Source organism: Phormidium tenue FACHB-1050 (assembly GCF_014696925.1).
Classification (GTDB): domain Bacteria; phylum Cyanobacteriota; class Cyanobacteriia; order Pseudanabaenales; family Pseudanabaenaceae; genus Pseudanabaena.
The window spans coordinates 34,301-60,310 of the sequence record NZ_JACJQY010000028.1; the positions used below are offsets into that span (position 1 = coordinate 34,301).

General features: G+C 42.0%; 22 protein-coding genes. 13 read left to right on the top strand and 9 right to left on the bottom strand.

Annotation, left to right across the window (positions count from 1 at the left end):
- Window positions 1–11: 11 nt before the first annotated feature.
- Complete coding sequence (rplD, locus tag H6G05_RS16280; protein ID WP_190579368.1) at window positions 12–683, bottom strand: 50S ribosomal protein L4; 672 nt, start codon at window positions 681–683, stop codon at window positions 12–14.
- Between the two features lie 66 nt (window positions 684–749).
- Window positions 750–1,391 (bottom strand): 50S ribosomal protein L3, encoded by a 642-nt coding sequence (gene rplC / locus H6G05_RS16285; protein ID WP_190579370.1) that lies wholly within the window; start codon window positions 1,389–1,391, stop codon window positions 750–752.
- A gap of 865 nt (window positions 1,392–2,256) precedes the next feature.
- Between rplC and H6G05_RS16290 the strand changes: the two genes are divergently transcribed.
- Window positions 2,257–5,022 (top strand): ATP-binding protein, encoded by a 2,766-nt coding sequence (locus tag H6G05_RS16290; RefSeq protein ID WP_190579372.1) that lies wholly within the window; start codon window positions 2,257–2,259, stop codon window positions 5,020–5,022.
- Between the two features lie 330 nt (window positions 5,023–5,352).
- Here H6G05_RS16290 and H6G05_RS16295 read toward each other — a convergent pair whose 3' ends face one another.
- On the bottom strand, window positions 5,353–8,568 hold the full coding sequence (locus H6G05_RS16295) for a CHAT domain-containing protein (RefSeq protein ID WP_190579374.1): 3,216 nt from the start codon (window positions 8,566–8,568) through the stop codon (window positions 5,353–5,355).
- A 506-nt stretch (window positions 8,569–9,074) separates the two neighbouring features.
- On the opposite strand from H6G05_RS16295, the gene H6G05_RS16300 reads away from it, so the two are divergent.
- From H6G05_RS16300 to H6G05_RS16315, 4 genes are all read left to right on the top strand, one after another.
- On the top strand, window positions 9,075–9,278 hold the full coding sequence (locus H6G05_RS16300; protein WP_190579376.1) for a DUF751 family protein: 204 nt from the start codon (window positions 9,075–9,077) through the stop codon (window positions 9,276–9,278).
- A 61-nt stretch (window positions 9,279–9,339) separates the two neighbouring features.
- A complete protein-coding gene (locus tag H6G05_RS16305; RefSeq protein WP_199310593.1) occupies window positions 9,340–9,654 on the top strand; it encodes a DUF6464 family protein in 315 nt (104 codons plus the stop codon).
- Window positions 9,655–9,861: 207 nt separating this feature from the next.
- Window positions 9,862–10,245, top strand: coding sequence for a 30S ribosome-binding factor RbfA (rbfA, locus tag H6G05_RS16310; protein WP_094528551.1), 384 nt, complete (start codon window positions 9,862–9,864; stop codon window positions 10,243–10,245).
- A 25-nt stretch (window positions 10,246–10,270) separates the two neighbouring features.
- Window positions 10,271–10,864 carry a MotA/TolQ/ExbB proton channel family protein gene (locus H6G05_RS16315; RefSeq protein ID WP_199310595.1) on the top strand — a complete coding sequence of 198 codons (594 nt, stop codon included), beginning with the start codon at window positions 10,271–10,273 and terminating at the stop codon, window positions 10,862–10,864.
- Window positions 10,865–10,970: 106 nt separating this feature from the next.
- Here H6G05_RS16315 and H6G05_RS16320 read toward each other — a convergent pair whose 3' ends face one another.
- From H6G05_RS16320 to H6G05_RS16335, 4 genes are all read right to left on the bottom strand, one after another.
- Window positions 10,971–12,395 carry a carotenoid oxygenase family protein gene (locus tag H6G05_RS16320; protein WP_190579380.1) on the bottom strand — a complete coding sequence of 475 codons (1,425 nt, stop codon included), beginning with the start codon at window positions 12,393–12,395 and terminating at the stop codon, window positions 10,971–10,973.
- Between the two features lie 203 nt (window positions 12,396–12,598).
- A complete protein-coding gene (locus H6G05_RS16325; protein ID WP_277874767.1) occupies window positions 12,599–13,126 on the bottom strand; it encodes a cupin domain-containing protein in 528 nt (175 codons plus the stop codon).
- Window positions 13,095–13,955, bottom strand: a complete 861-nt coding sequence (locus H6G05_RS16330; RefSeq protein WP_190579382.1) for a YwqG family protein — start codon at window positions 13,953–13,955, stop codon at window positions 13,095–13,097. The genes H6G05_RS16325 and H6G05_RS16330 overlap by 32 nt, the downstream gene beginning before the upstream one ends.
- Window positions 13,927–14,937: an NAD-dependent epimerase/dehydratase family protein gene (locus tag H6G05_RS16335; RefSeq protein WP_190579384.1), complete on the bottom strand. Its 1,011-nt coding sequence runs from the start codon at window positions 14,935–14,937 to the stop codon at window positions 13,927–13,929. Before H6G05_RS16335 ends, H6G05_RS16330 begins: the two co-directional genes overlap by 29 nt.
- A 230-nt stretch (window positions 14,938–15,167) precedes the next feature.
- On the opposite strand from H6G05_RS16335, the gene H6G05_RS16340 reads away from it, so the two are divergent.
- From H6G05_RS16340 to H6G05_RS16350, 3 genes are all read left to right on the top strand, one after another.
- Window positions 15,168–15,707 (top strand): PadR family transcriptional regulator, encoded by a 540-nt coding sequence (locus H6G05_RS16340; protein ID WP_190579386.1) that lies wholly within the window; start codon window positions 15,168–15,170, stop codon window positions 15,705–15,707.
- A 378-nt stretch (window positions 15,708–16,085) separates the two neighbouring features.
- The gene (locus H6G05_RS16345) at window positions 16,086–16,274 is read left to right on the top strand and encodes a PCP reductase family protein (RefSeq protein WP_190579388.1); all 189 of its coding nucleotides are present in this window, start codon (window positions 16,086–16,088) and stop codon (window positions 16,272–16,274) included.
- A gap of 113 nt (window positions 16,275–16,387) precedes the next feature.
- Entirely contained in the window at window positions 16,388–18,082 is a 1,695-nt protein-coding gene (locus H6G05_RS16350) for a GspE/PulE family protein (protein WP_190579390.1), read from the top strand.
- Window positions 18,083–18,157: 75 nt separating this feature from the next.
- Here the strand turns inward: H6G05_RS16350 and H6G05_RS16355 are convergent, their stop codons facing one another.
- A complete protein-coding gene (locus H6G05_RS16355) occupies window positions 18,158–18,442 on the bottom strand; it encodes a DUF427 domain-containing protein (RefSeq protein WP_190579392.1) in 285 nt (94 codons plus the stop codon).
- 147 nt (window positions 18,443–18,589) lie between these two features.
- Here H6G05_RS16355 and H6G05_RS16360 point away from each other — a divergent pair, with 147 nt between their 5' ends.
- From H6G05_RS16360 to H6G05_RS16380, 5 genes are all read left to right on the top strand, one after another.
- Window positions 18,590–20,731: a sugar transferase gene (locus tag H6G05_RS16360; RefSeq protein ID WP_190579394.1), complete on the top strand. Its 2,142-nt coding sequence runs from the start codon at window positions 18,590–18,592 to the stop codon at window positions 20,729–20,731.
- 271 nt (window positions 20,732–21,002) lie between these two features.
- Entirely contained in the window at window positions 21,003–22,049 is a 1,047-nt protein-coding gene (trpD, locus tag H6G05_RS16365) for an anthranilate phosphoribosyltransferase (protein WP_190579396.1), read from the top strand.
- 43 nt (window positions 22,050–22,092) lie between these two features.
- Entirely contained in the window at window positions 22,093–22,500 is a 408-nt protein-coding gene (locus H6G05_RS16370; protein WP_190579398.1) for a VOC family protein, read from the top strand.
- 252 nt (window positions 22,501–22,752) lie between these two features.
- Window positions 22,753–23,667, top strand: coding sequence for a M15 family metallopeptidase (locus H6G05_RS16375; protein ID WP_190579401.1), 915 nt, complete (start codon window positions 22,753–22,755; stop codon window positions 23,665–23,667).
- 83 nt (window positions 23,668–23,750) lie between these two features.
- The gene (locus H6G05_RS16380; RefSeq protein WP_190579403.1) at window positions 23,751–24,461 is read left to right on the top strand and encodes a hypothetical protein; all 711 of its coding nucleotides are present in this window, start codon (window positions 23,751–23,753) and stop codon (window positions 24,459–24,461) included.
- Between the two features lie 93 nt (window positions 24,462–24,554).
- Here the strand turns inward: H6G05_RS16380 and H6G05_RS16385 are convergent, their stop codons facing one another.
- Window positions 24,555–26,000 carry a folate/biopterin family MFS transporter gene (locus tag H6G05_RS16385; protein ID WP_190579405.1) on the bottom strand — a complete coding sequence of 482 codons (1,446 nt, stop codon included), beginning with the start codon at window positions 25,998–26,000 and terminating at the stop codon, window positions 24,555–24,557.
- Window positions 26,001–26,010 lie beyond the last annotated feature (10 nt).

Sequence of the window (26,010 nt, forward strand, 5' to 3'; positions counted from 1 at the left end):
CTTAGATTCCGTTATTCTGCATCTTCGACCGTAACGATCTCTGTTGCTAACTTTGCATCGCCACCGTACACTTCATGAATTCTGGCGATCGCCGAGCGAGTTGCCACAATTTTTTCAGAGTTTAAAATGTCGAACATGTTGAGCTGATCAGCCGCAAGCAATTGTAGGTTCTGAATATTACGTGCAGAAAGAACAATGTTTTCATCTTTGCGATCGGTGATAATCAGCGTCTTTTTGCCAACAGTCACACCCCAACGCTCAAGAGCTTGACATAGTTCCTTGGTCTTAGGCTGAGTAAGGTTTATGGCAAAATCTTCAACGATAATCAAATCGGCTGTACGACCGATAAATGCGGTACGAAGGGCAAGACGACGCTCCTTGCGGTTCATCTTGGTTTCGTAATCTCTAGGCTTAGGTCCAAAAATTGCACCACCACCACGGGTCAAAGGCGATCTTGTCGAACCTGCACGGGCGCGACCCGTACCCTTTTGTCTAAAAGGCTTACGACCACCACCACGAACTTCGGCGCGAGTCTTACTGCTGGCTGTGCCTTGGCGGGCATTGGCTAACTGTCTGACAAGGGCGCGATGAACCAAGCCTTTTGCGCTTGCTTCTTTAGCAACGCGCAGTTCTAGGCTTACTTCACCAACCTCATTCCCTGTCCAATCTATTACTGTAGGCATAACTTATATTCTCTCGATCTCACGAACAAACTACTTAGTCTTTATTTCGCGCCTTTACTTGCGCCTTTATTTAGCCTTGCCGATAACTACGGTAGGAATGACGTTAAGCAATGCGCCAGGCTTGCCAGGGACTGCTCCCTTAATTAGCAACACATTGTTCGCTGCATCGACTTTGACTATAGTTAGCTTCTTCACGGTGATTTGCTTACCGCCAAGACGACCAGCCATCCGCTTACCAGGGTAAACACGACCTGGGGTAGTACCTGCTCCAGTCGAACCAGGTTGTCTGTGGTTTTTAGAACCGTGAGCCATCGGACCGCGACCAAAGTTGTGGCGCTTTTGATAACCAGCGAAACCTTTACCGATGCTAGTTCCAATCACATCAACGATGTCGCCATCCTTGAATTGACTTACGTCTAGAGTCTGACCGATTGTGAAATCACTAACGTTATCGAGGCGATATTCACGGAGGTGTTTTACAGGCTCAGCACCTGACACTTTCAAATGTCCTAACTCTGGCTTGCTGAGGAGTTTTTCACGAGTCTTACCGTAACCGACTTGAATAGCTTTGTAGCCTTCTTTAGTTTCAGTTTTAACTTGGGTAATTGTACAGGGACCAGCAAGAACAACTGTTACAGGAACAGCGTTGCCATCCGAATCGAATACTTGGGTCATCCCAAGTTTTGTGCCGAGAATTCCGACAGTCATTAAAATTAGCTCCGCTTGCTTGACTTTCAAATTTTCGCGCAGATGTATTCTGCCGATTTTTGACAGGCTCAAAAGAGATCGGTTTCGATCTTAGTAAGAAGTATGAGTTTTGAAGGCTGTTTAATGGACTTCGAGACGACTTACAGAAGATGTCTAGCCTAGATACTAGACGTGAGAAACACAATCTCTTGGGTTGGTTGTTATAGGTTAAAGACTTTTAAGTTTCTTTAGATCGCTATACCAATGCATGACTCAGACTTAAGGAAGTATGCACTTGACTTATTTCTCTTAGTTTCTGTTTTTAGTCATGATTAGCAATCATAACTCTATGTGAGATATTTTGTCTATGGGTTTTAGAAAAAAAATTAAAAAACTAGCAAAGTCGCTGTGCCGATTCAAAACCCACTAATTGCGGGTAGTGCTAAGGACGGCGCGAAGCTCCGCCCATCTTTACCATATAAATCCTTTACTTTTTAGGACTACCTATATTGTGTATTGGCATTGTGAGCTACTTGCCAAAGAATATTAATAGGCTCACACATAGATTACATTAGGCATATTTTCAGTGGCTGTACACAAGGTATATTAAATGTATTAATTTAAGTGGTACATGTCATAGGGGTTTTCCAATAAGTAGGTACTCATTGGAAAACAAAAAACAATCCCAATAAGAGTTTTGAGACTTCATTTGCCCACAGCAAAATGAAGTCTGAGATACACCAAATAGCCAATTTATTGGTGATACTTAATTGATTGTCTGGATTTTGTAAGACATTTTCAGGGGGAGTTAAAAGCATTTGCTTGAAACACCAAAATATTGTTGAACTTTATTCATGTGAAGCAAGTTACGCGGCGAGAGTGGAGAATGAAAACAGCACAATCAATATTTTCTAAGGCTTCTAATACTTCTGAATTGACAGGATACAAAGATTGCGATCGCGAGCAGATTCATTTGCTCGGACATATTCAACCCCATGGAGTTCTAATTTGCATTGATGAATCAGACTTCAGAATTGTGCAGGTCAGTGAAAATACAGCTAAATTCTTTGGCTTGTCTGCTAATTCTTTACTTAATCAGCCTTTAACAATTCTATTTCCACAAGCTCAAATTGAGAAACTCCAGTCTTGTCTTTCTCAAAAAGATATAGAAGTATTTAATCCAATTAAGTTAACCTCACAAATTAGAAGTAAGAAGCATCATCATCAAGGAGTAATCCATCGCTCTGAAGGTCTACTGATTCTGGAGCTAGAGAATTTGTCGCAAGATGTTGACTCTAATCTAGAGTTTTACCATTTATCGAAAATTGCTGCGGCTAATATTCGTAGTGCTAAAGATTTTCCTGAAATGGCAAATCTATTGGTGCAAGAGATACGTAAGATTACTCAATTTGATCGCGTACTCATCTATAAATTTGACTCGGACAATAGTGGTGTAGTAATTGCTGAAAACAAAGCTGAGCATTTGGAATCTTTTCTTGGCTTGCATTACCCCTCCTCAGATATTCCTGAAATTCCGCGGGCCCTTTATTGTAAAAACTGGCTTAGACTTATCGTCGATGTCAACTATCAACCTGTGCCTATCACTCCTCTCTATAATCCACTTACGCAAGCAAATCTTGATTTGAGTCACAGCACCCTCAGAAGTGTCTCTAAGTTTCATATCAAGTACTTGCAAAAGATGGGAGTTGCAGCTTCTTTTAGTATTTCATTGATAGGTTCAGGAAAGCTGTGGGGATTGATTGTTTGTCATCATTATACTCCCAGATATATTGACTATGAGAACAGAAAAGTCTGTGAATTTTTAGGGCAAATTATGTCTGTAGAAATTGTTAACAAACATGAGCAGCAAATTAAGAAAGCTCAAGAGAAAATTAGCATACTTCAGTCTAAATTAAAGCAAAATATCTTAAGCGATCGCCAATCAATCAACTATACTTTTACCCAAGATCCCGATAGCTTATTGAGTTTAGTTAATGCCCAAGGGGCGGTTGTTTGCCTTGGCGAAAACATCTCTGAGATTGGGATATGTCCATCTCGTGAGTTTATTGTTGGATTAACTAAATGGATAGAGACTAAATCTCAAGATATCTTTTATACTACCTACTTAAGTGAGATCTATCCAGAGGCTTTGCAGGCTAAAGATTGCGCTAGTGGATTGTTGTCTATTTCCATCTCTCTTAATTATAGCTCCTATCATATTATTTGGTTCCGAGAAGAAGTAATCCAAACAGTTAACTGGGCTGGCGATCCAAGTAAGCTGCTAGATATAGATGACGACGATGCTGAGCCATCACCTCGTAGATCATTTGAGCTATGGAAAGAAACTGTCAAAGCTAAGTCTTTGCCTTGGACTGAAGTAGAAACTGAAGCTGCTTTAGATTTGAGAGGCACACTTATGCTAGCTGCTCTAGAATTCTCACAACAGTCTCTCAAGTTAGAAGCAGAGAGAGCAAAAGTCGCAAGTCAGGCTAAAAGTAATTTCTTAGCGAGAATGAGTCATGAATTGAGGACTCCTCTCAATGCAATTTTGGGATGTACTCAGTTGATGCATCATGAGAATTCTTTGACTCAGACTCTTGGGGAATACGTTAGTATCATTAGCCACAGCAGTGAACATCTATTGAACTTAATTGATGATGTTTTAGAGATGTCCAAGATTGAAGCTGGAAAGATTGTACTTGAGGAAACCAAGTTTGATTTTTATCTATTTCTAAATAATCTGCAAGAAATGTTGCAAATTAAGGCAAAGGATAAAAATTTACAGTTGATTTTTGCCATACATCCAAATTGCCCTCAGTATATCAAAGCGGATGAAAGAAAAATTCGCCAAATTTTATTAAATCTGTTGGGAAATGCGATCAAGTTCACAAATAAGGGGTATGTCCTCCTTCGGGTCTCTCAGGTGAATCTAGAAGAGGTCTCTTCAAAAGTTGTTATCCATTTTGAAGTAGAAGATTCTGGGCTAGGGATTGCACCAGAAGAGATTGACAAGCTGTTTGAAGCGTTTGTCCAGACTGCTTCAGGTCGAGCAACGCAAACTGGAACTGGGTTGGGATTAGTAATCAGTCAACAGTTTGCTCATTTTATGGGCGGTCATATTACCGTAAATAGCACGCTGGATAAAGGTACAATTTTTCAGTTTGATATTGCAGTTACACAATTATCTAGTCAAGAAATTAAACCAGATCGGCAAATAGATTTTGAGCAACCTACTGTAGTAATGATAGAAGATGGGAGTATACCAGCAACTTCCACTTCTTTGCGAATTTTATTGGTTGAAGATAATACCTTTAATCAAATGATTGCTTTGCGGCTTTTAGCAAAACTTGGTTATCAAGCCGATTGTGCTATCAATGGATTAGAGGTTTTAAAAGCAATAGAACTCAAACCTTACGATCTAATTTTTATGGATTTGCAGATGCCAGAGATGGATGGGTTGGAAACAACTCGCCGCATCCGATTAATCGAGAAAGATACATTGCCCCTTAACGAGATAAAAATCGTAGCGATGACTGCGAATGCAATGGCAGAAGATCGCGAGAATTGCATTTTGGTTGGGATGGATGATTTTATTAGCAAGCCTGTACGAATTGATGATCTGGCTAATGTGCTGAAAAAGTTTCAACGATAAGTACCTGTGCAAATCAAAACCCGTAAAGTTGCGCCCCCCCACAGAAGCGCAACTTTACGGGTTTTGATTTGCACCAAAGATCGGCGGTGAGGCGCAAAGCGCCTCACCGCCGATCTTTGGTTTTATACCAATTCACAAAAGTGTTGCCACACTTTTGTGAATTGGTATAAAACCAAACCCAGTAAGGGGTTTAAAAACACAAAATGGCTTAGCCATTTTGTGTTTTGGTTTTATGTCCTAACACAATCGACGGCAGCTATAAATCAAGAATACAGAGATTCACATAGATGAAAGCGAAGCGAAGTGTCGCTTTCATCTATGTGAGAATTGCTATAAACTATTGCTGATCAAAATAAATGCTGACCAATAGTAAGGATGTGAGAAATTTTTAGAGCGAATTGTGGCAATTTGCGCTTGGCGTAAAGACTCAGCCTTAGAACGATCGCCTTTTTTCACATCATTGTAAAAGGCCTGCATTAAAGCTTGTGTACCCTCATCGCTAACTTGCCAAAGAGAAGCGATCGCCGCCTTTGCGCCAGCCCTTTGCACCTGATAGCCAAAGCCTAAAACCTCGATGCCATTGCCTAACTTCCCCACACCTGTCTGGCAAGCACTGAGAACAATCAAATCGACATTGGACATTGGTAAATCCTTCATTTCGCTGAGCAGAACCTTATCGCCATTGCCAAAAATTAGGAATGAATCTTCAGGCTTACCAGAGTTAAACTCGGCATGGGTCGCCAAATGGACAATATTTTTATTTTGCATTTGAGATTCAGTTGCTTTACGACTGAAATCATTGGCTACTAGCTTGGTTGTATTGGGTAGAGCCTCAAAAATAGATTGAACTTCGGTAACTGTGGCAGGTAGTCCAATCTGACCAAACTTGGTAGTGTTTTGTGCGCCGCCAAATGCCCCTGCAAAAATACTTAGTGGCTTTGGTGTTTTTGGCGTGAAATCACTCAGACTGTAGGAAACCAAATTGTTGACACGATACTTCTCCACTAGCCATTGGTTGCCATCATAGAGAGATGCGATCGGGACATAGCGTAGTAGTCCATCAGGGGAATAGAGAATAGTATTTGTATTAGCTAGATCGGCTTCGATTGGCTTAATGAGTAAATTGTAGAGTTTGGTTGCAGGTTCGATTACATCTAGAGAGTTAGGATCGCGTAGTCCTACTTTAAAATCCATCACTAATTGGGTGACATCTGCTTCTTTAATCGCCACAGATCGATGAATTGGTGTTTTATCGGGGATAAATAGAATTAGTTCTAAACGATCGTCTAAAATCAGAGGATATAGCAGTGCGTGACCTTGAGGCAATTTTTGTAAGTATTCGGGAACTTGATTGAGTTGTGCTTGAGGGATTTTACTTAACTGCTGGGCGATTTTTTGATTGCTATCAATCAGAGTTTGCGAAGATTGTAATGGCTGACTGGCGATCGCTTTAGTTTGCACATCTTCTTCAGGAAACATGTACACTCCTTGAGCAGTGCGCTCATTTCCTTTCACATTTTGCAAATAGTCTTGTAACTCTTGGACTTTGAGCAAATCAAGAACTTGTAACGCTTCCATTACGCGCCCTTTTTGTAATAGTAAATCTGCTAAAGTCCGATAGTTTCCCGCAACTGTTTGCTGATAGGACTTTTGCTGCTCGATCTCTAGTACCTGTAATTCTTTACGAATTGCTTCAGTGATATTCACGGATTGTTTGTAAAAGGCGATCGCTAGTTCAGGGTATTGACGTTGGACTAGTAAGCCCAAATTGCCGATGAGTTTGCTTTCCTGATTGCGATTGCCGACCTTACGAGCAAATTGGAGTGAAGTTTGAAAGGCGGTAAAGGCTTTATCGCTCTGATTTGATAACGCATAGACTAAGCCCAGACTATAAAGTGAATTTCCTACACCTGAGAGATCTCCGATCGCCCGATAGATATCTAACGCTTGTTGGTGAGAGGCGATCGCTTTGTCTGGTTGTTTTAGCTCCGAATACAAAGCACCAATCTGCGAAAGCATACCTGCTTCTGTGGTGCGATTGCCTGATTGTTTAAAAAATTCTAGTAAACTCAGCGCTGAGTTTAATTGGCTTTGAGGATTGGATGAGTCAGGATTGTTGCTAAACATGGTCAGCAAAATCTGTCCCATCTGTTGTAGTTGTGGCGAGTTTTGGGTTAGGGATGGTAGCAGTTTCAAAATTTCTGTAACTTTTTCTGTCTCACCCAATTGCAGATAGACTCCTGCTAAATACATTGCTGCCACACCTTCGCCCAACTTATTGCCTACGGAGCGATAAATAGATTTTGCTTCTTGCAATGTACTTATAGCCTTAGGATATTGGCTAAGTAAGGTATAGAGGCTACCTTCATCAACGAGAATACTGGCTAAAGTTTGCTGATCGCTAGGTTTAGGATTGGGAACATTGGTCAAATCTTGATAAATTGCCTTTGCTTGACTGAAGAGAGCCAAGGCTTCACGGTTCTGACCTTGAGCAAGACGAATTTCTGCAATATTTTTTAAGTTGCTTGCTTCACCAGTGCGATCGCCCAAAGCCTGATAAATCTTTTCGGCTTGCAATAAGAACTCAATCGCTTTGGTATATTCACTAAGATTTCGATAGGATACCGCAACAGCATTTAATTGCTCAGCTTCGAGAGCGCGATCGCCAGTCTGACGCACTAGCTCAAGAGCTTTGAGGTTTAACTGCACAACCTTTGTATAGTTCAACGATAAACTTAAAATATTTGCCTCTAGATTTAGGACATTGGCTTGTCCTAAGAGGTTGCCGAGAGCCTGATAGGCGATCGCACTTTGTTGTGTAAATGCTAATGCTTTATCTTTCTGACCGAGAAGCCCATAGACAGAAGCTAAAAAAAATAGGTTCTGAGCTTCAGCAGCTTGATTTTTCTCAGTCTGATTGATTTGGAGCGCTTTTTCTAAATATTCTAACGCTTTTGGAAAATCAGATTTTTTAACGTAATAAATAGCGATCGCCGTAAGAGTTTTGCCCTCACGGTAGCGATCGCCTACTTCTCTCCGAATTGATAGGGAATTCTCCAGAATCTTTAACCCATTGGCGTATTCTTCCAGATTGAGATAGGCTCGACCAAATTGATACTGATTTTCCCCTTCAGCTTTGCGATAGAGTTGCTTGTCTGAGACAGTCGAGTTTTGCAAGCCCCTTTGTAAAATTAAGTTGGCTTCGAGTAAAGTGTTGAGTGCTTGTTTTTCCTGTCTTAAGCCGATCTGCACTGCCCCGATCCACGTTAGGGTAATGGCTTCTCCTAAGCGATCGCCTTGTTGACGATAAATATTCAAGCCCTGTTGATATTGTGTCAGAGCATCCTGATACTTTCCCTGATCAAATAGACGCTCAGCTTTTTGTAATATTGCATCTACTGAGCTAGCAGATGTACTGGCAGTTTTTTGATCAAGATTTTGTGCAACCACATAGATAGAATTTATGCCAACTTCTGATAAGGTCAGCGCCACACCTAAGAGAATGCTAATAATTGATCGGCGATCGCTAATGGATTTTCTTTGCATGGATTTTTCTGGAAACGTAAATTTTTAATTTGATTTATAGCAAAAAAAGAGTTAGCTAGTACAAACCAAAACCCAAGAAGCGAGTAGCGGCGCTTCTTGGGTTTTATGTCCTAAGCAAAACTTGCTTTGCTATATAAAGGAATTTGCAATGTTAAAGCTATATAGCGTTTTTCAAGTAAGCGAGGTACAAAGGTTTGTTTCCCCGCCGAAGGCGGGGAAACAAACCCGTACTTCACTAGACTGATAAACGCTATACATAAGAAGAAAACTTAAAAAGCGATGGTCTAAGATTCCTGACTTTATTTTGCAAAGTTGCAAATAGTCCTTGCTTGCTCAGAAAAAGTCGGGGAGCTGTTCATTTACAGGTTTCTTTTGATGACCTACTTATATCAAAGCTTTTGTCGGATAATGTATTTAACTAAACTACCAAAAAATTAAAACTTCGCCCTATATCCAACAAGATGTACACCATTTGATCGCTGTCCATCTTGTAGATCCGAAAACCTATGAAAAACTTTATCCAAAATTTGCTCCGCTATCCCCAATTTTTAGTCCTCATCATTGGCGGCGTTTTGTCTGTGGTGATTGCCCCAATTATTCCATTACTTAAACAACCAGTAACCGCGATCGCCATGATTACCGCGATCGTTAGTGGATTTATTGGCGTATCACTAGTATTAAGAGCTATGCTAGGACTAGACATCGCTTAGAAGCTCTTCTCACCCAGATTCGATTCCGAGCCGCAACTTCGCCACATGTTGAAATATCACCATGTTCAGCAATATGTTAGATATCGTCATCATCTTATTAGTGGGTGTAGCGCCACCAATCTTGTCTCTGTGGATACTTCATCGTACCCAAGCTCACTATCGGCAAATAAATTCGGCTGTAAATACAACAGTAAATGCAACTCCTATAACCCTAAGCCTAAAAGCCTTGCCACCCGCCGATATGACCTGCATTGATGGGTTTGGTTATGTGATTGGCAAGGTTAGTTGCAAATACAATGCGCGATCGCCATATATTCGCTGTGCGATCAATCCTAGTGGTCCCTGCCAAGATTGTCGGCATTACGACAGTCTATGATCAGAGGTTCTAAGCCCTCACCTCTAGCCCCTCTACTATGGGGCTACTCTGTATACACAAGTCCCAAAACCCCCTTTAATTCCCCCTTGCCAAGGGGGAAGACTAGAAATTTTGTTCCCTCCCCTTTGCAAGGGGAGGGCTAGGGAGGGGTAAAGGGCGCAATTTCAAAAATTAAAGTTTAAAGTTTACTGTGATAAGTACAAATCTATGGCTACTACAAGACGAGTTGCGCGTGTTGCTGAATTAATTAAGCGAGAAGTCAGCAATATGTTGCTCAAAGATATTAAAGACGATCGCGTAGGTATGGGCATGGTCAGTGTCACCGATGCCGAACTATCAGGCGATCTCCAACATGTGAAAATTTTTGTCAGTATTTACGGTACTGAAGAAGCAAGACAGCAAACTATGGAAGCCTTAGCCTCAGCTACGGGGTTTATCAAACGTGAAGTTGGTCAAAGACTAGCCTTGCGCCGTGTGCCTGAAGTTGTCTTCCATGAAGATCGCTCCTTTGAACGTGGTGTGAAGGTGCTGTCTCTCATCAATCAACTCAGCCGTGAACGTGAAGAAAAGGAGTCGAACCCCAGTGATTGAGTTGATCAAGGCGGGTGGGCCGATCATGTACCCACTCATAGCGCTATCAGTGTTTGCTTTGGCTGGGATCATGGAGAGGCTAATTTTTTGGTTCGACATCATTAAGCAAGAACAAAAAACTGCTGAGAATATTTTGGCGATCGCTCGTCAAGATTTAAAACTCGCCGCAGTGGCGGCTGAGCAGTCCTTAAAAGTCCCTGTGGCAAGGTTTTTACATGCTCCTCTAGCTTTAGAAAATCCTGAACCTGAGCTTTTTCGCCTCGCGCTTGAAAGTAAGGCTGATGAAGAACTATCAGGAATGCTCAAGGGTGAAAAATTACTAGAAGCAGCAATTACACTCGCGCCTTTGTTGGGGCTGCTAGGAACTGTAACAGGGCTGATTGCTTCCTTTGGTTCTCTGAAAATTGGTGATGTTGCGGCTAATGCGAAGTCGGGTTCACTAACCGAAGGTATTGCTGAAGCGTTAATTACGACTGCGGCAGGGCTAATTATTGCCATTTTTGCTTCGGCATTTCACCGTTTATTTTTGGCTCTCCAAGATCAGCAAAGCAAGCTATTTATGAAGTTTGGCAATCAGTTAGAGCTAATCTATCGTCAAAATTGGCAACGCCAAGAGTAGCTATAGCTACTCTTAAAACCTAAGAAGCGGTGGCGGCGCTTCGCGTCGCCACCGCTTCTATATACTAAGCAAAAAAAGAGGTGCTTTGCACCTCTTTTTTTGCTTGCTACGATCGCCAAGTACCATGAAAGCCCATTGGCACAATACTGGGCAGAGCTAAACGACAAATCGGTTCGGAATCTAGGCGATCGCTATCAAATACCCATACTTCTGAACATTGGCGATCGCCATCAAACACAACTGTAATTACATAACCGCGATCGGGATTGCTGGAATCAGGGGCAAATAATGGCTCCATCGGATAGCAATTTGCACCCAGATCAGCTTCGATGAGAGTATGCGTTTGGTAATCGTAACGAGCGATCGCTCCAAATAGCTCTTGATTAATCACCGCATCAGGACGCTGAATTGAGAGATAGGTGTAGCGAGAGTTTTGACCAACTTCAGCAGGAGCCACACTAGGAAACTCAGAACCGCGATCTAGCAATTGCGAAGCTTCGAGAAATTCACCTGTTTGCGGATCGAGTCGCATTTGCCAGAGAGTGCCTTTGGCTTTGGTTTTAGTTTGTCCAGAGGCAACTTCTTTAAGAAATTGATTGGTGGTGAAATCAGGATAGCGGATTAAATCAAAGACTACATTGCCATCGCGATCACTATAGCCATTACCAAAATGCCATTGAAACCAATGCTCAGCAACGTTACGACTAACCAATTCAAGATTATGACGATTGAATACTAAAATTTCAGTCCCTTCTTGGGGCTTCCATTGCAATGACTCGCTGTAACTCTGTAAGTTTAGCAATACAGGAAATGGATTCATCCGCAAAGGTGGTACGCAAAAGATCAGGTAATCTCCAGCTAGTACAAAGTCATGAATCATTGGTATTCCATGCAAAGTTACCTGATTCTTTTTTAGCAGCTTACCTGTGCGATCGCTACGGTAAATATGTAACGTCGCATTCTTTCCATAGGAAAGTCCAAAATTGAAAATCTCGCCTGTAAGAGGATCACGCTTCGGATGAGCCGAATAAGGCAACCGATTTTCCAGTCCTTCTAGATTTTCTAAACCATAGGTTTCGAGAGTCTCTAAGTCTAAAGCATGGGGTAAGCCCCCTTCCCAAAGGGCAAGTAGCTTGTCGGGTAATGCTAAAACGGAAGTATTCGCCACATTCTTAGATGACTTACCGAAACGTTGTAGCCACGAACCAGTGGCAACCATGCCGTAATTGCCATAAATTAATTTATTGGCGCGTTCTTCTTCTAAATATCCTTCAGTTTGCACATAGCGATAGGTAGCACGAGCTTGTCCTTCTGCAAAATGTACGGCAAGAATTGCACCATCACCATCAAACCAATGTCCCACTTTTAATCCGCCACGTTCTAATCGTGCAGGACCATTACGATAAAGAGAACCTTTAAGAGATTCAGGAATCTTGCCAGAAATAGTTGAGAGTTGGGTGAGCGGGAATTCTGTAGCTGGTTTCGCGATCGCCTTTGCCCAAGATGTTTGTCTTTGAGTAGTTGTAGTCATGATATTCTCCAATGAATAAATTTCTATTGATTAATTGATGTTACGTGGAAGGAATTCCTATAATGGCATAGGTTTGGGGCAACCACGGGGGCACAGCCCCTACGAGAATCTTTGAATTTTGGAGTAGGGGCAATCCCCCCGTGGTTGCCCTGCTTCGCTACCAGCAAGAGATTCATCATGTGCGTTCCACGTAACATCAGTGATTAAGAGAGATAAGGAATTCCATTCTTATGGGTAAATTGCCAGCCTTGCTCTGAAGCGATCGCAATCAGATCATCATCGGGATAGGTTGCGGAATCATCAGGAGTGCGATCGCCTATTTCTAGATAAGTAGCAACTTCGTCACTATGGTTATAGAGACAATGCCCATTAGCCTCACCCGCAGGAAATCCCGCCGCTTGTCCCGTTTGTAAAATTGATTCTCCAGCTTCGGTAATCAGGGTTAGCTCTCCTGATAATACATAGATAAACTCATCTTGCTTGGTGTGCCAGTGACGCAGAGCAGATCGAGATTTTGGGGACAGGGTGGTCAAATTTACACCAAAGTTTTTTAGTCCTGTTGCCTCACCTAAACGCTTTTTTTCACGTCCAGAAACTACTGGTTTGAAGCGATCGGGATAGTTAGAACCTGTGCGGCTAGGTAATTGATTAGGATCGATGATAGTCATAGTGATGGGTTCATCAATTGGGTTTAGTTCATCAATAGCATTGGAGAATAGTCCATAATTCATCAAATCGTTTTGATGGAAGTGATGATTCTCGAATCCAGAAATAGAGCCTTCCCATATCTCCCCACATCATCTCTACATCGTCATCAGAATCTAACTGAAGTAGAAGCACCCAATCAGAAGCACTAGCCTCCAAGTCTTTAGCAATCAGATCATTGTTTTCACTTGCATCACCATAGTTAAGCCCTTGGGAAGTAAGTTGGCATTCTAGTTGCATATCTCCTTGAATATTCGCTGAATGTCCAAAAAACTGATGCATTGGTGCATCTCCTGACATCACTTTGCCAACATCTTCAATTAGGTTTAGATAATTATCTAAACTATCTTGAGGAATCGCCATTTGCTCAAATGCTAAAGAATCATAGCTAGGTAGAGATAATACTTCACGAAATTGCAGAGCATAAGGAGAGAATAGCCAGCCATTGTCGATGTCTGCACCTTCTGGCAATGAAGACGGAATTAGATTGTCAGTGGAAGGATGATAAATAATTGCAGAACTTCCCCGATCGCTTGGATCAAACCCCCAAGGTTGCTCGATCGCATCGTAAAAGAAGTAAAGCATTCCAGAATTCGGTAGATCCTTTGCAGAACCAAAGCCCTGTAAGTCCGCACAGTTGATCTGAGCTAAAAAGCTAAGCGGACGTTCTTGCCATAACACCCATTGAAAATCTGCTGGCACATCAGGTAAACCACCAAAGCGAGAAATACCAATTACGCCTTCTTGAAAATCCACTTTGGAAACATGAATAGCTGGCTTGATTTCTGATTCGATGCGATCGGCAAACAGACCTAAATTATGTTTGTTAATTAGTTGTGAGATTTGGTTGTTCATACATTCTAAAACCTTGTTTTAAACTGTCTTGCGCCAAAAGATGTTGGCGATACCACGCAATTGTATGGCGAATTGCTTCACGATGCGGTGTGGCAATATCACCAAAGACCCTGACAAACTTAGAACTATCAACAACAAAGGGATTCTCAAACTGATACATCATCTCGATTGATTCCGCAGCTTCAGGAATAAAAACAGCACCGATTCGCATCATCAATTTGCCCATGCCATTCATTTTTGCTGGCAATTCCAATTCCTCAAAGAGAATATTCAACATTTCCCTTGTGGAGATTGTTGGTGCATTAGGCACATGCCAGACTTGCCCGATCGCCTCGTCACGCTCTCCCAAAATGATCATCGCTCTAGCAAAATCTCGGATATAGGTATAGGTATGGGGCAAATCCAAGTTCCCGATCGCTTCTGCTGTTTTGCCTTGAATTGCAGGAATAAACACGCGATCGCCAAATACAGAATTGAGAACACCTTCACCATAAAAATCAGAGGATCTGGCGATCGCTACTTTGGCTTTGCCTTCACGATGAGCCGACATCAAGGTTTCCGCAAGAGCCGCCCGCATTTTGCCCTTATTGGTATGCGCTGTATAGGGAAGATCTTCATGCATTGGTTCTTTGACCTTGCCGTAGCCATAGAGACTATCGCCATATATCAACTTCGCGCCGCTAGCGATCGCCCCAGCGAGAATTCCTTGCTGCAATGGTGGAAATTCCTGAACCCAAGCTTTGAAGTTATACTTTGGCCCCGCACAGTGATAAATCACCTCTGCACCTTGGCAAACTCTCTGCGTAAAGCTGGGATTAGTTGCATCACCAATCTCTAGCACTATTCCTTGAGGCAACTGTACTTGATTATGGCGATTGACCATTCGCACTTTTTTGCCCTGCGCGATCAGTTGATGGGCGATCGCCATGCCCAATGCACCTGTACCAAAAATAACGTGAAGTCCGTCCCGAGAAGCGTTCATGATTTGAGTCTCCTGTAACAAGATAGTGATATGGCAATCTTCAATAGTTTGTGGAGGGCTTCGACTTCGCTCAGCCAGCTTGTACCGTCGGCTGAGCGAAGTCGAAGCCCTGTTTTTTGAATTGTCTGTAGTATTCAACTAAGCTAATATGCACTTAGTTGAATATATTCAATAATGTATACTCAACTAAGTGCATATGTCAACCCTGATTATCGTTAATTTCAAAAAACATGTCCCTTGCTTACGCTCTCTTGGTTTCACTGGTTCAGGAACCGAAAAGTGGTTATGACCTCGCCAAACAATTTGATGGATCGGTGGGATTTTTCTGGCAAGCTACTCACCAGCAGATTTATCGAGAGCTAACCAAACTAGAGCAGCAAAGTCTTATCTCTGCCGAAGCGATCGCCCAAGAGGGACGACCAGACAAAAAAATATTTTCAGTTACAGATTTAGGTTTGTCGCATCTAAAAATATGGCTACTGCAATCTAGTGACGTTGCACCTGTAAAAGATGAGTTTTTGCTTAAAATTTATGCTGGGTATTTAATCCCTGAAGAGGCGATCGCCCAAAAAATCAAAGATCATCGCCAACTACATCAACAACAACTGGAAATTTATCAAGCGATCGAGCGTAACTTTTTTAGTTCACCTCAAGATTGTCCTAAAGAGTCTCGTTTTGCCTATTTAACACTCCGACGAGGGATTAACTTTGAAAAAGGTTGGATCGATTGGTGCGATGAAACCTTGGAGATTCTGGGTACTTGGCAATAACTCAAAAGACAAATTTGGAAGCAGACAAGGATCTCGATTCAATCTTATATAGCTGTCGCCATTCTTGTTAGGACATAAAACCCAAATAGTGTGAGGCGGCGCTTCGCGCCGCCTCACACTATTTGGCCTAATACACTTGACTACAGCTATAGCAAAGCAAGTTTTGCTATCGAGTGGTGGCGCTTCGTGCCGCCACTCGATTCTGTGGTTTTGGTTTGTACTAGCTAACTCTTTTTTTGCTATAGATTTGAAGATTTAGTTATGAAAGGATAGTTGTGGCAAAGCCACAACTATCCTTTTGGTTTTTAGAGTGGCGATCGCGGATCGCTAGGTTAAACTTTAAGTAAAACTAAAAATCCAAATAGACTATAAAAATCAATGAGCGACAAGATTGTATGGACTGCTGAAGCTGAAGCTAAGCTAAAAGATATTCCTTTTTTTGTGCGTCCTTTCGCCCGTAAAAAGATTGAAAAATATGCTCAAGATAATAGTTTCTCGCCAATTACAGTCGAGATTTACGATCAAGCTAAAAAAATGTTCAATAAAAAATACGACCAAATGAATTAAAAAACCAACCCAGTAATGGTTTGAAGATCACAAAATGGCGCTGCCATTTTGTGATTAGGGCAAAGCCCTTATTATTAAAATAGGGAAAGCTTCTAACACAGAGCTTATAAAATATGAGTCAAACATCTGAGCAGTCAGTAGGGGAATCAGTCTGGAAAAGACTGCGTCATGGCAACATTGCAACCTGCGAAGAAGCATTACAATTTCTAGTAAATATTGAAGGAAATGTGAATTTGGATTGGCTTGACCAAGATCTAACTCACCGTTTCTTTCGAGTATTTGAAGACCGTAGTATATTGCAGCCTGTAATTCCATTATTACTATGGCGTAATTGCTTTTATGTTGGCAGCCCAAAAACTCTAAACGATGACCACATCAAGCTGATCAGCGATCGCACCTTGACCGAGATCAAAGTGATCAAGATTACTACCGATAGCTATCGCAAATGGTTTCGTCATCAAAATATTCCTAATCCTAATCAGATTCATTCAGCACAGGCGATTAATCCACTCACAGGGGAGGCTGAACAGGTAGATATTGGTGAAGTTACCGATTTGTATTTGTCGCAAGCTGTAGATCAGACCCGCCGCATTAACGCTTTAATTTCGATCGCTTTGCAGCATCGTGCTAGTGACATTCACCTAGAGCCAACGCCTACAGGTTTACGAGTTCGCTTTCGCATTGATGGTATTTTGCGCGACATCAAAACCCTACCTCTCGAAATCAGCCGCAAGATGATTGTTGCCCTCAAGGTGATGTCGGATATGGATATCGCCGATAGTCGTCGCCCTCAAGACGGACGCATTGGCAAAGAATACACCAGTGATGAAAGTCTACACCTAAATCTTGATATGCGGGTGAGTACCTTACCCTGTGTATGTGGCGAAAAAGCTGTAATTCGATTATTGCCCCGTGACAACCCTTTTTCTAATCATTTGGAATGTTTAGGATTTAGCGATCGCCCTCTCAAAATTTATGATAGTTGGCTACGGCAACCCCAAGGATTGATCATCATGACTGGTCCTACGGGTTCAGGAAAAACCAGTACTCTTTACACCAGTTTGCAAGCGATCGCCCAAGAACATGTCAATGTAATCACCGTTGAAGATCCCGTTGAATATATCTTGCCAAATATCACCCAAACTCAAGTTTGTGAACCCGCAGGCATGACCTTTGCGGCAGGATTACGAGCGATTTTACGCCAAGATCCCGATATTGTAATGGTGGGTGAAGTCCGCGATCCCGAAACTGCGGAAACTGTCGTGCGGGCTGCGCTCACAGGGCATTTAGTCTTATCCACAATGCATACGAACGATGCTGCTAGCGCCATCCCACGACTTAAGGATTTAGGCCCAGATCCAGGATTGATTAGTGATGCTTTATTAGGTGTGGTCGCTCAGCGTCTAATTCGCAAAAACTGTCCGCATTGCTCCGCGCCCCATCAGCCTACATTGGCGGAACTGCAATCCCTGAGACTAGAACGCGAAGATATCGATCCCAGTCATTGGCGTAAAGGTAAAGGTTGTGAGAAATGCTTTTTTACTGGCTATATTGGGCGTGAAGCTATTGTTGAATTAATCGATATTGATGATGCTTTTCGGCAAATGATTTATGAAGGTACAATCACCCAAATGAATCGTTATCTTAATGAAATTGACTTTAATTCATTCCGACTTGCGGCGATCGATAAATTAAATGCGGGTATAACCACAACCGAAGAAATTTTGCGGGTCTTACCCCGTAGCGCTATATATCGAGTGAACTCACCTACGTCTCGCCAAGCTCATATCAAGGCTATTAACTCATGAAAAACAAAGCCCCACGCGCCAAGCGCGTAGGGCTTCTAAACAAATAAAAACAAACGCGCTTGGCGCGTTTGTTTTCTAAGACTGGACTTTTACACCCCGCCAAAAGGCTATGTAGCCTTTGATTTGCTTAGCCGCATCCTTTGGCTCAGGGTAGTACCACGCCGCATCCTTATTAGTTTCGCCATTAACTTCGATACTGTAATAGCTAGCAACACCCTTCCAACCACAAGTTGTATGAGTATTACTAGGTTTAAAATATTCCACATTCAGTGAATCCGCAGGGAAATACTGATTACCCTCCACCACTTCGCAGCGATCGCTTTCTGCAAGAACAACACCATTCCAAATAGCTTTTGGCATAAACTTGAGACTTTTACAATTATTTTATTTGTTATTGTAATGTTTGATAGACTCAGCTAGTCAACTTTAGCGTTACTATAACTCTCTAGGTATAGAATACTAGAAATGCTGAAAGTTGTTTAGTTTTGATGTAGTAAGGCTTGAGACATGCTTTTAATCACAGTTGGGACAGAACAATATCAATTTAATGCGCTAATGCATTGGATAGAATTGTTGTCAAAATACCAACTAATTAACGAAGATGTATTAGTACAATATGGGGCTTCAACACATTTACCCGATGGGGCTAAAGCTTATCGAAATTTGTCTGAGCAAGAATTTTTGAATTTTGTAGAAAGCGCTAACTTAATCATTAGTCACTGTGATGAAGATATTGCCCAACTTTTAGAAGATAAAGACACGCCTTATGTTCTTGTACCTCGTTTACATAGGTTTAGAGAATTTATTGATAATCATCAAATGGAAGTTGCTGATGATTTTGAACGTCGAGGCATTCCGATCGCTAGATCCCCTGGGGATCTAGTTAAATTTATCAAATTACGACAGACATCCTCGGTAAGCTCTAAAGTATCCGAGGCTCAATTATGTGAATATTTAAAAGATCGATATAAATCTCAAAAAAAGTTGATGCTTGTTTGTGCTGCGGGAGGATACTTTCGCTATATGCAAAGCCTCCAAGGTTTTTGGGAAAACTATAACGAGCGTCTATGGATATCAGTACGAACCAGTATCACTGAGCGTGAGATCGAAGATAGTAATCGTTATTGGGGATACGTTCCTATAAAAGATAATTTACTAAATATTATTCGTAATTTAGTTCTAGCTTTTAGAGCCGTACCGCGCTATAAACCAGATCTAGTTATTTCTACAGGTTCAGGTTTTTCTCTTCCTTATCTATTAATTGCGAAGTTTCTGTGTGGGAGTAAAGTCGTTTTTATCGAATCGAAAACGCGCTTTCAAAAAATAGGTTTGCCAGCGTGGGTACTCATGAAATTAAGAGTGCTTGACCTCATTGTGGTGAGAAGTAAGGCGATCGCGAATTTGTATCCCGAAGCTGTCTATATCCCAGTTAGTGACAGTCTTAGTGATAAAACTAAGCAAAATCGGGATTATAAACAAGCTTCAATAGTTACCTTTGACGAAGTCGCATTTATATTTAGCCCTGAACGGCTCGTATTTTCTACCGCTAGAGAATTTTTGCTTGATTTTCAATCTATTTGTAATATCGATGAATCTTATAAAAAGGTTGTGATCGATATGAGTCACACCACAGTTATGGATAGTGCGGGGCTAGGCGCTTTAACCAATTGCCTACGAATGGCTACAGCAAACAAGACTCAATTAGCCTTATGGAGCGTTAGTGATGCTGTCAGTGCTTTGATTGGCTTATCTTCAATTAGTAATTTATTTATAGTCGAGCCAACTAGTAACACGTTTAGATTTTCTAATTCCATCCAAAGAACCAAAGTTAGTAATATTACGATGTTTGGTTTATTGCTATTTCGGACTCAGCTACTACTCAGAAAGATTCCTATACTAAGAATCTTCTATCCAATTCTCAAATTCCTTTTTCCTTTCATTGACATCGATCCTAGCGTGCCTGTGCATCCTTCAGTACGTAATCCCATTAAAAGAATCATTGATATAGTTGGTTCTTTAATTGGGCTAAGTTTTACTGCTATTCTATTTGTCCCGATCGCTCTTGCGATTATGCTAGAGAGTAAAGGTAATGTTTTGTTTGGGCAAATTCGTTGTGGGCTATTGAGCAAGCCGTTCAAAATTTGGAAGTTTCGATCAATGGTAAAGAATGCCGAGCAACTTAAAATCAAGGTGGAGAACCAGGTTGAGGCAAGTTCAACTGTTCCTATTATTGGTGGAGATGATACAACTACAAGTGGTAAGTTTTTTAAGAATGCCGACGACCCGCGAGTAACCAGAGTTGGTAAATTCCTAAGAAAGACTAGTCTCGATGAATTCCCACAATTTTGGAATGTATTAGTTGGAGATATGAGCTTAGTAGGAACTCGCCCCCCTACCTTTGATGAGATTAACTCCTATGAATTGGAAGTTGAGTATCATGATGAGCGCTATACAGAATGGAATCGTCTAGATGTTAGACCAGGGATTACTGGTGTGTGGCAAGTAAATGGACGATCTAATGTGAGAACCTTTGGGGAAGTGGTTAACTATGATATTGAGTATCGTAAAAATTGGAGTATTTGGTACGATCTCAAATTGATTGTCCAAACTTTTATGGTTCTATTTGATAAAAAGAATAAGGCGGTATAGTCAACAGAAAACTCATGAATCTGAAATCGAGGGAGCTACAATATTTTTATTGAGAGTGATGCAAAGCTCTACTTTCAATAAAAATATTGTGGTGATTATCCAGAAATTCTCATTATAAAAATCGGTTTTTTAAAAGCCGATTTGGGGGTTTCCAGCGCCTTCGGCGCTGGAAACCCCTCACAAATTGCTAGTGATTATCTCAGGGCAAAGCACTAAAGTCTAAAGCGTTGTATCCTTTTAAGCAACACACAGTACCTGTAGAGAAGAGATTATGGAACAGAATTGGTCACAACTGCTAAAGCAGCTTATGGATAGACAAACCCTGATGAGCGAACAGGCTAAAGCGCTGATGCAGGGTTGGCTAGAAGGAGCGATCGCCCCAGAGCTATCGGGGGCTATTTTGACGGCTCTGCAATTTAAGGGGATTGAGGCTTCTGAATTAGCTGCCATGGCGAATGTGCTGCAATCTCAGAGTGAAGGGCAAAAGTTTAAAGATCAATTTGGTCATATTGTTGATCGCACTAAACCTTTGATTGATACTTGTGGCACGGGTGGCGATGGTGCATCGACGTTTAATATTTCTACCTCTGTTGCGTTTGTAGTTGCCTCGGCAGGAATTCCCGTAGCGAAGCATGGAAATCGGGCGGTTTCGAGTCGCTCTGGCTCGGCAGATGTTTTGGAAGCGATCGGGATTCATCTTGGTACATCCACAGAAAAAATTTACGAAGCTTTACCTGCGGTGGGGATTACCTTCCTATTTGCTCCAAGTTGGCATCCTGCCATGAAAGCGGTTGGTGCAATTCGTCGTAGTTTAGGAGTTCGCACTGTATTTAACTTGATTGGACCACTGGTCAATCCTCTTCATCCTACGGCTCAAGTTTTAGGAGTTTACAATAAGCAACTAACGCATACCGTAGCTGAAGCTTTGCGTTTACTTGATCGCCAGCAAGCTGTGGTTCTCCATAGTCGAGAAGGGATGGATGAAGCAGGTTTAGGAGATCTGACAGATATCTCATTTTTGTGTGATGGGGTGGTGACGGAAGAGGCGATCGCTCCCCAAGAGTTAGGATTAACTCCTGCTCCAATCGAAAGCCTTAAGGGTGGTAATGTTCAGGAAAATGCTGATATTTTACGGGCTGTTTTGCAAGGTAAAGGAAGCCAAGCGCAAACTGATTGTGTTGCCCTCAATAGTGGCTTAGCTTTACGAATTGGTGGTGCGGCGAGTACTTGGGCAGAAGGTGTCAGTCTTGCTTCTGAAATTCTCAAAAGTGGTGCAGCATGGTCAAAAGCAGAAGAATTAGTTGCATTCTTAAAATAAGTAAGTGGCGGCGCGAAGCGCCGCCACTTACGTTCTTAAATTTATGGAAATAGATTACATTGCTTTATTTGTGTCAGATGTGACGCGATCGCTGATTTTTTATCGTGATATTTTAGGTTTTCGCTTTGACAAACCTGCCAAACCTGATGGCGTGGAGGGCTACAGCGGCAGACTAAAAATTGGCATTTATGATCGCAGTTGGTTGCCAAAATTATTTGGCGATCGTGGCAAGCAGATGATTAGCGGTAATCCATTTTTGTTATCGATGACCGTTGATGATCTTGATCAGGTTTATCAGCAAATATGCGATCGGCAACTTAGCATTCAAGAAAGTAAGCTATTTGATATCATCTCGCCACCCGAAGTTATGCCTTGGGGACAAAGAATTTTGTTTTTAAGCGATCCTGATGGCAACATTCTCGAAATTGTCCAATCAAACCCGAACCAATAAATTTTCTAAAACTGTTGCCTCGCAACAGTTTTAGAAAATTTATTGGTTCGGACAACTGCAAGCATAGATATATAGCAAAGCAAAAGTTAACTAGTACAAAACAAAAACCAGAAGACGAGTGGCGGCGTTTTGCCCCGCCACTCGTCTTCTGGTTTTATGCCCTAAGCAAAACTTGCTTTGCTATATCTTTGGTATTTTGGAACAGAGAGTATATATTTGACCTTGGTTAAAACTTCAAACGTTTGTATACCTATGCCTACCCAAAACGATATCCCTGTTGCCCAAAGGGTAAGTGATCCTAATCGATCGCCTCAAAAGCAGCCTGAAAAAGTTAACTCAATTTCGCGATCGCTACAGTCAGTTCCTTGGTGGGCATATGGTTTAGCAGTCTTAGCTTTTTTATCACCTATTGTCAGCACCCGCATCTGGTTCGCCCTGAACGCTAATGCTATCAATCAACCCAAAGAAATTACTGCACCTGTTGAAAGTTCTCCACCTGCATCAGTGTCAGTGCAACCATCTGTAAGTCCCACCGTTGCCCCATTTATAACTTCAACTCCTACAGCTAAAGCCAATGTCGCTGGCGAAAATCCAGAAGCCATTGCTAAAGATGCTGACAGTCCACCAGACTTATTTGGTCATCATGCCTTTAGTGAGGCTCCTGCAAATAAATTACGGACTATTGGTAGAGCAGGAGATGGTTATGAAATTCGTCTCCATGAAGCAGCCGCAAAAAGTTATCTTAAAATGGAGGCTGATGCAAAGGCTGATGGGATTGATTTTGTGGTGATTTCAGGCTTTCGGACGATCGCTGAGCAGCAAGAACTCTTTTTTGACATCAGCAAACAACGTAATCAAACGCCAGCCCAACGCGCCAAGGTTAGCGCTCCTCCAGGGCATAGTGAACATCACACAGGCTACGCTCTAGATATAGGTGATGCAGCCGTTCCAAGTGCCAATCTATCTACCAATTTTGAGAAAACTGCTGCTTTTCAATGGCTACAAAGTAATGCAGCTAAGTATGGATTTGAGATGTCTTTCCCGCCCAATAACCCTCAAGGTGTAATGTATGAGCCTTGGCATTGGCGGTTTGTGGGTGATGATGATAGTCTCGCAACTTTTTACAAGAAATCCAATCGCAGTAGTTCCTTTATTAAAAAGCCATAATGTTTTTGTAGGGCGGCAAAGCCGCCCTCACCAACTTCATAGTGCAGCACATCCCAAACTTGGGTTTATTTTTGAACTTTGCCATGAATGTTAATGCCACAGATTTACTCGCGATCGCCATATTTACAATTACGATGATGTCTCTGGTAGGGACGATGGCGGGCTTGTCCCCAATTGTTCCTAGTGCGATCGCCATTACTTTACTCAGCATATGGGGGATTGATGTTGGCTTTTGGCAAGGGAAATTTGGAGCCTATGCTCAAGCGTGGCTAAGGGCGCGATCTCCTAAATACCGCGAGCGAGTTTCTTATCACGAAGCGGGGCATTTTCTAATCGCGCATGTACTGGGTTTTAAAGTTGTCAAATATGCGATCGCGGGTATAGTTGGGCGATCGTTAAGTGAAATTTTAGCTGATGAGAACTTTACGGGTATCGAAGGTGGTGTAGAAATTGAGACTACTGATGTGAATAGTTCTGGCAATTTATCGACCAATTTATCGGCAAATTTACTGGATCGCTACAGTACTCTCTATATGGCAGGTATTGCGGCTGAACAACTGATGTGTGAAGGTGAAACTGAAGGTGGTATTGATGATATGCAACGCCTACGTCAAGCCATTTCCCACTTACCAAATCCGATGACTCAAGAGCGTTGGGCGTTACTAAATGCCCGTAATTTACTAAGCGATCGGCGTTCAGTATTAATTAAGCTTGCCGAGAAAATGCTCAGTGGTGCAACTGTCGAAGATTGCTGTCAAACTATTGATCAAGAACTATCTGTTCATAAGAACTAAGAACGTCACTTTGTGACGCTCTTAGTTCTTATGACTTAGCATATAAAACCCAAAGATAAAGGCGACGCTTTGCGCCGCCTTTATCTTTGGGTTTTATATGTTGAGTGCTTCTTCGGTAGAGATAACAGGAACTTGAGGAGTAATTTCTTGCTTAATACTTTTCTCTTCAGGCAACCACTTTAAAAGCGGTAAGGGCAAAAGACTGGTGAGATTGGCAATTAAAACTAATAACCATAAATTATCAAAATTAGATTCAGTAACACCCAATAGATAAGTTAAGCCTGCCCCTAGTTGAAATGAGCATAGCGCCGAAATATTCAACACAGACATCAACAATGCAAATAAAGTAGCCTCGATCCCTTCGGGACATAGCCGCGCTGCTAACACTAGCACAGGCATAAAAGCAATTCGCCCCGCCACAGTCAAAATTAAATTATCACCAAGACTAAACCAGCGATCGTCAATACCAAGTGAGCGGTTAGCATGAGTAACTAACAATAAACTTGTAAGTCCTAATACAGTCGAGACAATCGTAGTCCAGAAGAATATCTTGCGGGTTGGTACACCTCTAAAAAAGCGCTGAAATAGCCATACACCTAATAGTCCCGCCCAACTTCCAAAAAATCGGATTGTCCCAAGAAACTCAGGATTAAAGTTCAGTTCATTGGTTGTGAAATAGAAGAAAGCAGTATCTGCACTGGGCGACGCTTGCCAACAGAATAAGAAAGCGGCTGGCAACCAAATCGCCTTATTTGTAAAGGCTTGACGCAATTGAATAAAGTTAAACTTGAGCGACATCCAGATCTGCGAATTTCGCGATAACTGTTCTGGCTTTTCTGGCTTTGTGAATGTTTCTGTCTGTGATGATGGTGTACCATCGGCGGAATTATGAGCAGGATCAGGAGTCACAATAAAAATTGTAGACATGGGAGGGTCGGCGATCGCAAAGGCAGAAATACCCACCAAAAGCGGCAAAATCGCTGTAATTTCAAAAACGAATTTCGCGCCAAAATGTTCTAATAGATAGCCACTCAAATAAGCGGAGATGATTGCCCCGATTGACGAAGCAATCCAACTAAAGGACTGCAATGATCCTGCATCGCCTTCTGGTTCTAGTCTTGCGCGTTGGACAATCAGAGCATCGGTAATCGCATCAGAAAAGGCAAGAGACAAAGAACCAGTCGCAATCATGGCGATCGCCCAAAAAGGAGTCGAAACCCATGAGCTCATGCTTACCCATGCAAAAATTCCTAGAAAACTTGATAGCAATAGGTAAGGACGACGACGATAGCCAAAGACAGGAAAGCCATCAGAGATCAAGCCATATAAGGGTTTAACCGTCCATGGTAACATCGTAATGCCAACCATTGAGGCAACTTCCGTAGGGCTAAGTCCCAAGTCATCCTTAAGGAAAAAGCTTACGGCAAGTTGCGAAATTGCCATTGCTCCTTGCACAAAATAAATTATTGCGATCGCCCCCAACTCTAGGTCAAACGAGCGCCCTCGTAGTCTTTTGAGCCATTCTGATTGGATTAGCACGATACGATTG

Excerpts from the sequence above, each read along its gene's own strand:
- trpD (WP_190579396.1), top strand. The coding sequence starts at position 21,003 with ATGGAACAGAATTGGTCACAACTGCTAAAGCAGCTTATGGATAGACAA.
- H6G05_RS16290 (WP_190579372.1), top strand. The coding sequence starts at position 2,257 with ATGAAAACAGCACAATCAATATTTTCTAAGGCTTCTAATACTTCTGAA.
- H6G05_RS16375 (WP_190579401.1), top strand. The coding sequence starts at position 22,753 with ATGCCTACCCAAAACGATATCCCTGTTGCCCAAAGGGTAAGTGATCCT.
- H6G05_RS16330 (WP_190579382.1), bottom strand. The coding sequence starts at position 13,955 with ATGAACAACCAAATCTCACAACTAATTAACAAACATAATTTAGGTCTG.
- H6G05_RS16340 (WP_190579386.1), top strand. The coding sequence starts at position 15,168 with ATGTCCCTTGCTTACGCTCTCTTGGTTTCACTGGTTCAGGAACCGAAA.
- H6G05_RS16300 (WP_190579376.1), top strand. The coding sequence starts at position 9,075 with ATGAAAAACTTTATCCAAAATTTGCTCCGCTATCCCCAATTTTTAGTC.
- H6G05_RS16345 (WP_190579388.1), top strand. The coding sequence starts at position 16,086 with ATGAGCGACAAGATTGTATGGACTGCTGAAGCTGAAGCTAAGCTAAAA.
- H6G05_RS16295 (WP_190579374.1), bottom strand. The coding sequence starts at position 8,568 with ATGCAAAGAAAATCCATTAGCGATCGCCGATCAATTATTAGCATTCTC.
- rplD (WP_190579368.1), bottom strand. The coding sequence starts at position 683 with ATGCCTACAGTAATAGATTGGACAGGGAATGAGGTTGGTGAAGTAAGC.
- H6G05_RS16315 (WP_199310595.1), top strand. The coding sequence starts at position 10,271 with ATGTACCCACTCATAGCGCTATCAGTGTTTGCTTTGGCTGGGATCATG.
- H6G05_RS16350 (WP_190579390.1), top strand. The coding sequence starts at position 16,388 with ATGAGTCAAACATCTGAGCAGTCAGTAGGGGAATCAGTCTGGAAAAGA.
- H6G05_RS16380 (WP_190579403.1), top strand. The coding sequence starts at position 23,751 with ATGAATGTTAATGCCACAGATTTACTCGCGATCGCCATATTTACAATT.
- H6G05_RS16370 (WP_190579398.1), top strand. The coding sequence starts at position 22,093 with ATGGAAATAGATTACATTGCTTTATTTGTGTCAGATGTGACGCGATCG.
- H6G05_RS16355 (WP_190579392.1), bottom strand. The coding sequence starts at position 18,442 with ATGCCAAAAGCTATTTGGAATGGTGTTGTTCTTGCAGAAAGCGATCGC.
- H6G05_RS16305 (WP_199310593.1), top strand. The coding sequence starts at position 9,340 with ATGTTCAGCAATATGTTAGATATCGTCATCATCTTATTAGTGGGTGTA.
- rbfA (WP_094528551.1), top strand. The coding sequence starts at position 9,862 with ATGGCTACTACAAGACGAGTTGCGCGTGTTGCTGAATTAATTAAGCGA.
- H6G05_RS16320 (WP_190579380.1), bottom strand. The coding sequence starts at position 12,395 with ATGACTACAACTACTCAAAGACAAACATCTTGGGCAAAGGCGATCGCG.
- rplC (WP_190579370.1), bottom strand. The coding sequence starts at position 1,391 with ATGACTGTCGGAATTCTCGGCACAAAACTTGGGATGACCCAAGTATTC.
- H6G05_RS16325 (WP_277874767.1), bottom strand. The coding sequence starts at position 13,126 with ATGAATTATGGACTATTCTCCAATGCTATTGATGAACTAAACCCAATT.
- H6G05_RS16335 (WP_190579384.1), bottom strand. The coding sequence starts at position 14,937 with ATGAACGCTTCTCGGGACGGACTTCACGTTATTTTTGGTACAGGTGCA.
- H6G05_RS16360 (WP_190579394.1), top strand. The coding sequence starts at position 18,590 with ATGCTTTTAATCACAGTTGGGACAGAACAATATCAATTTAATGCGCTA.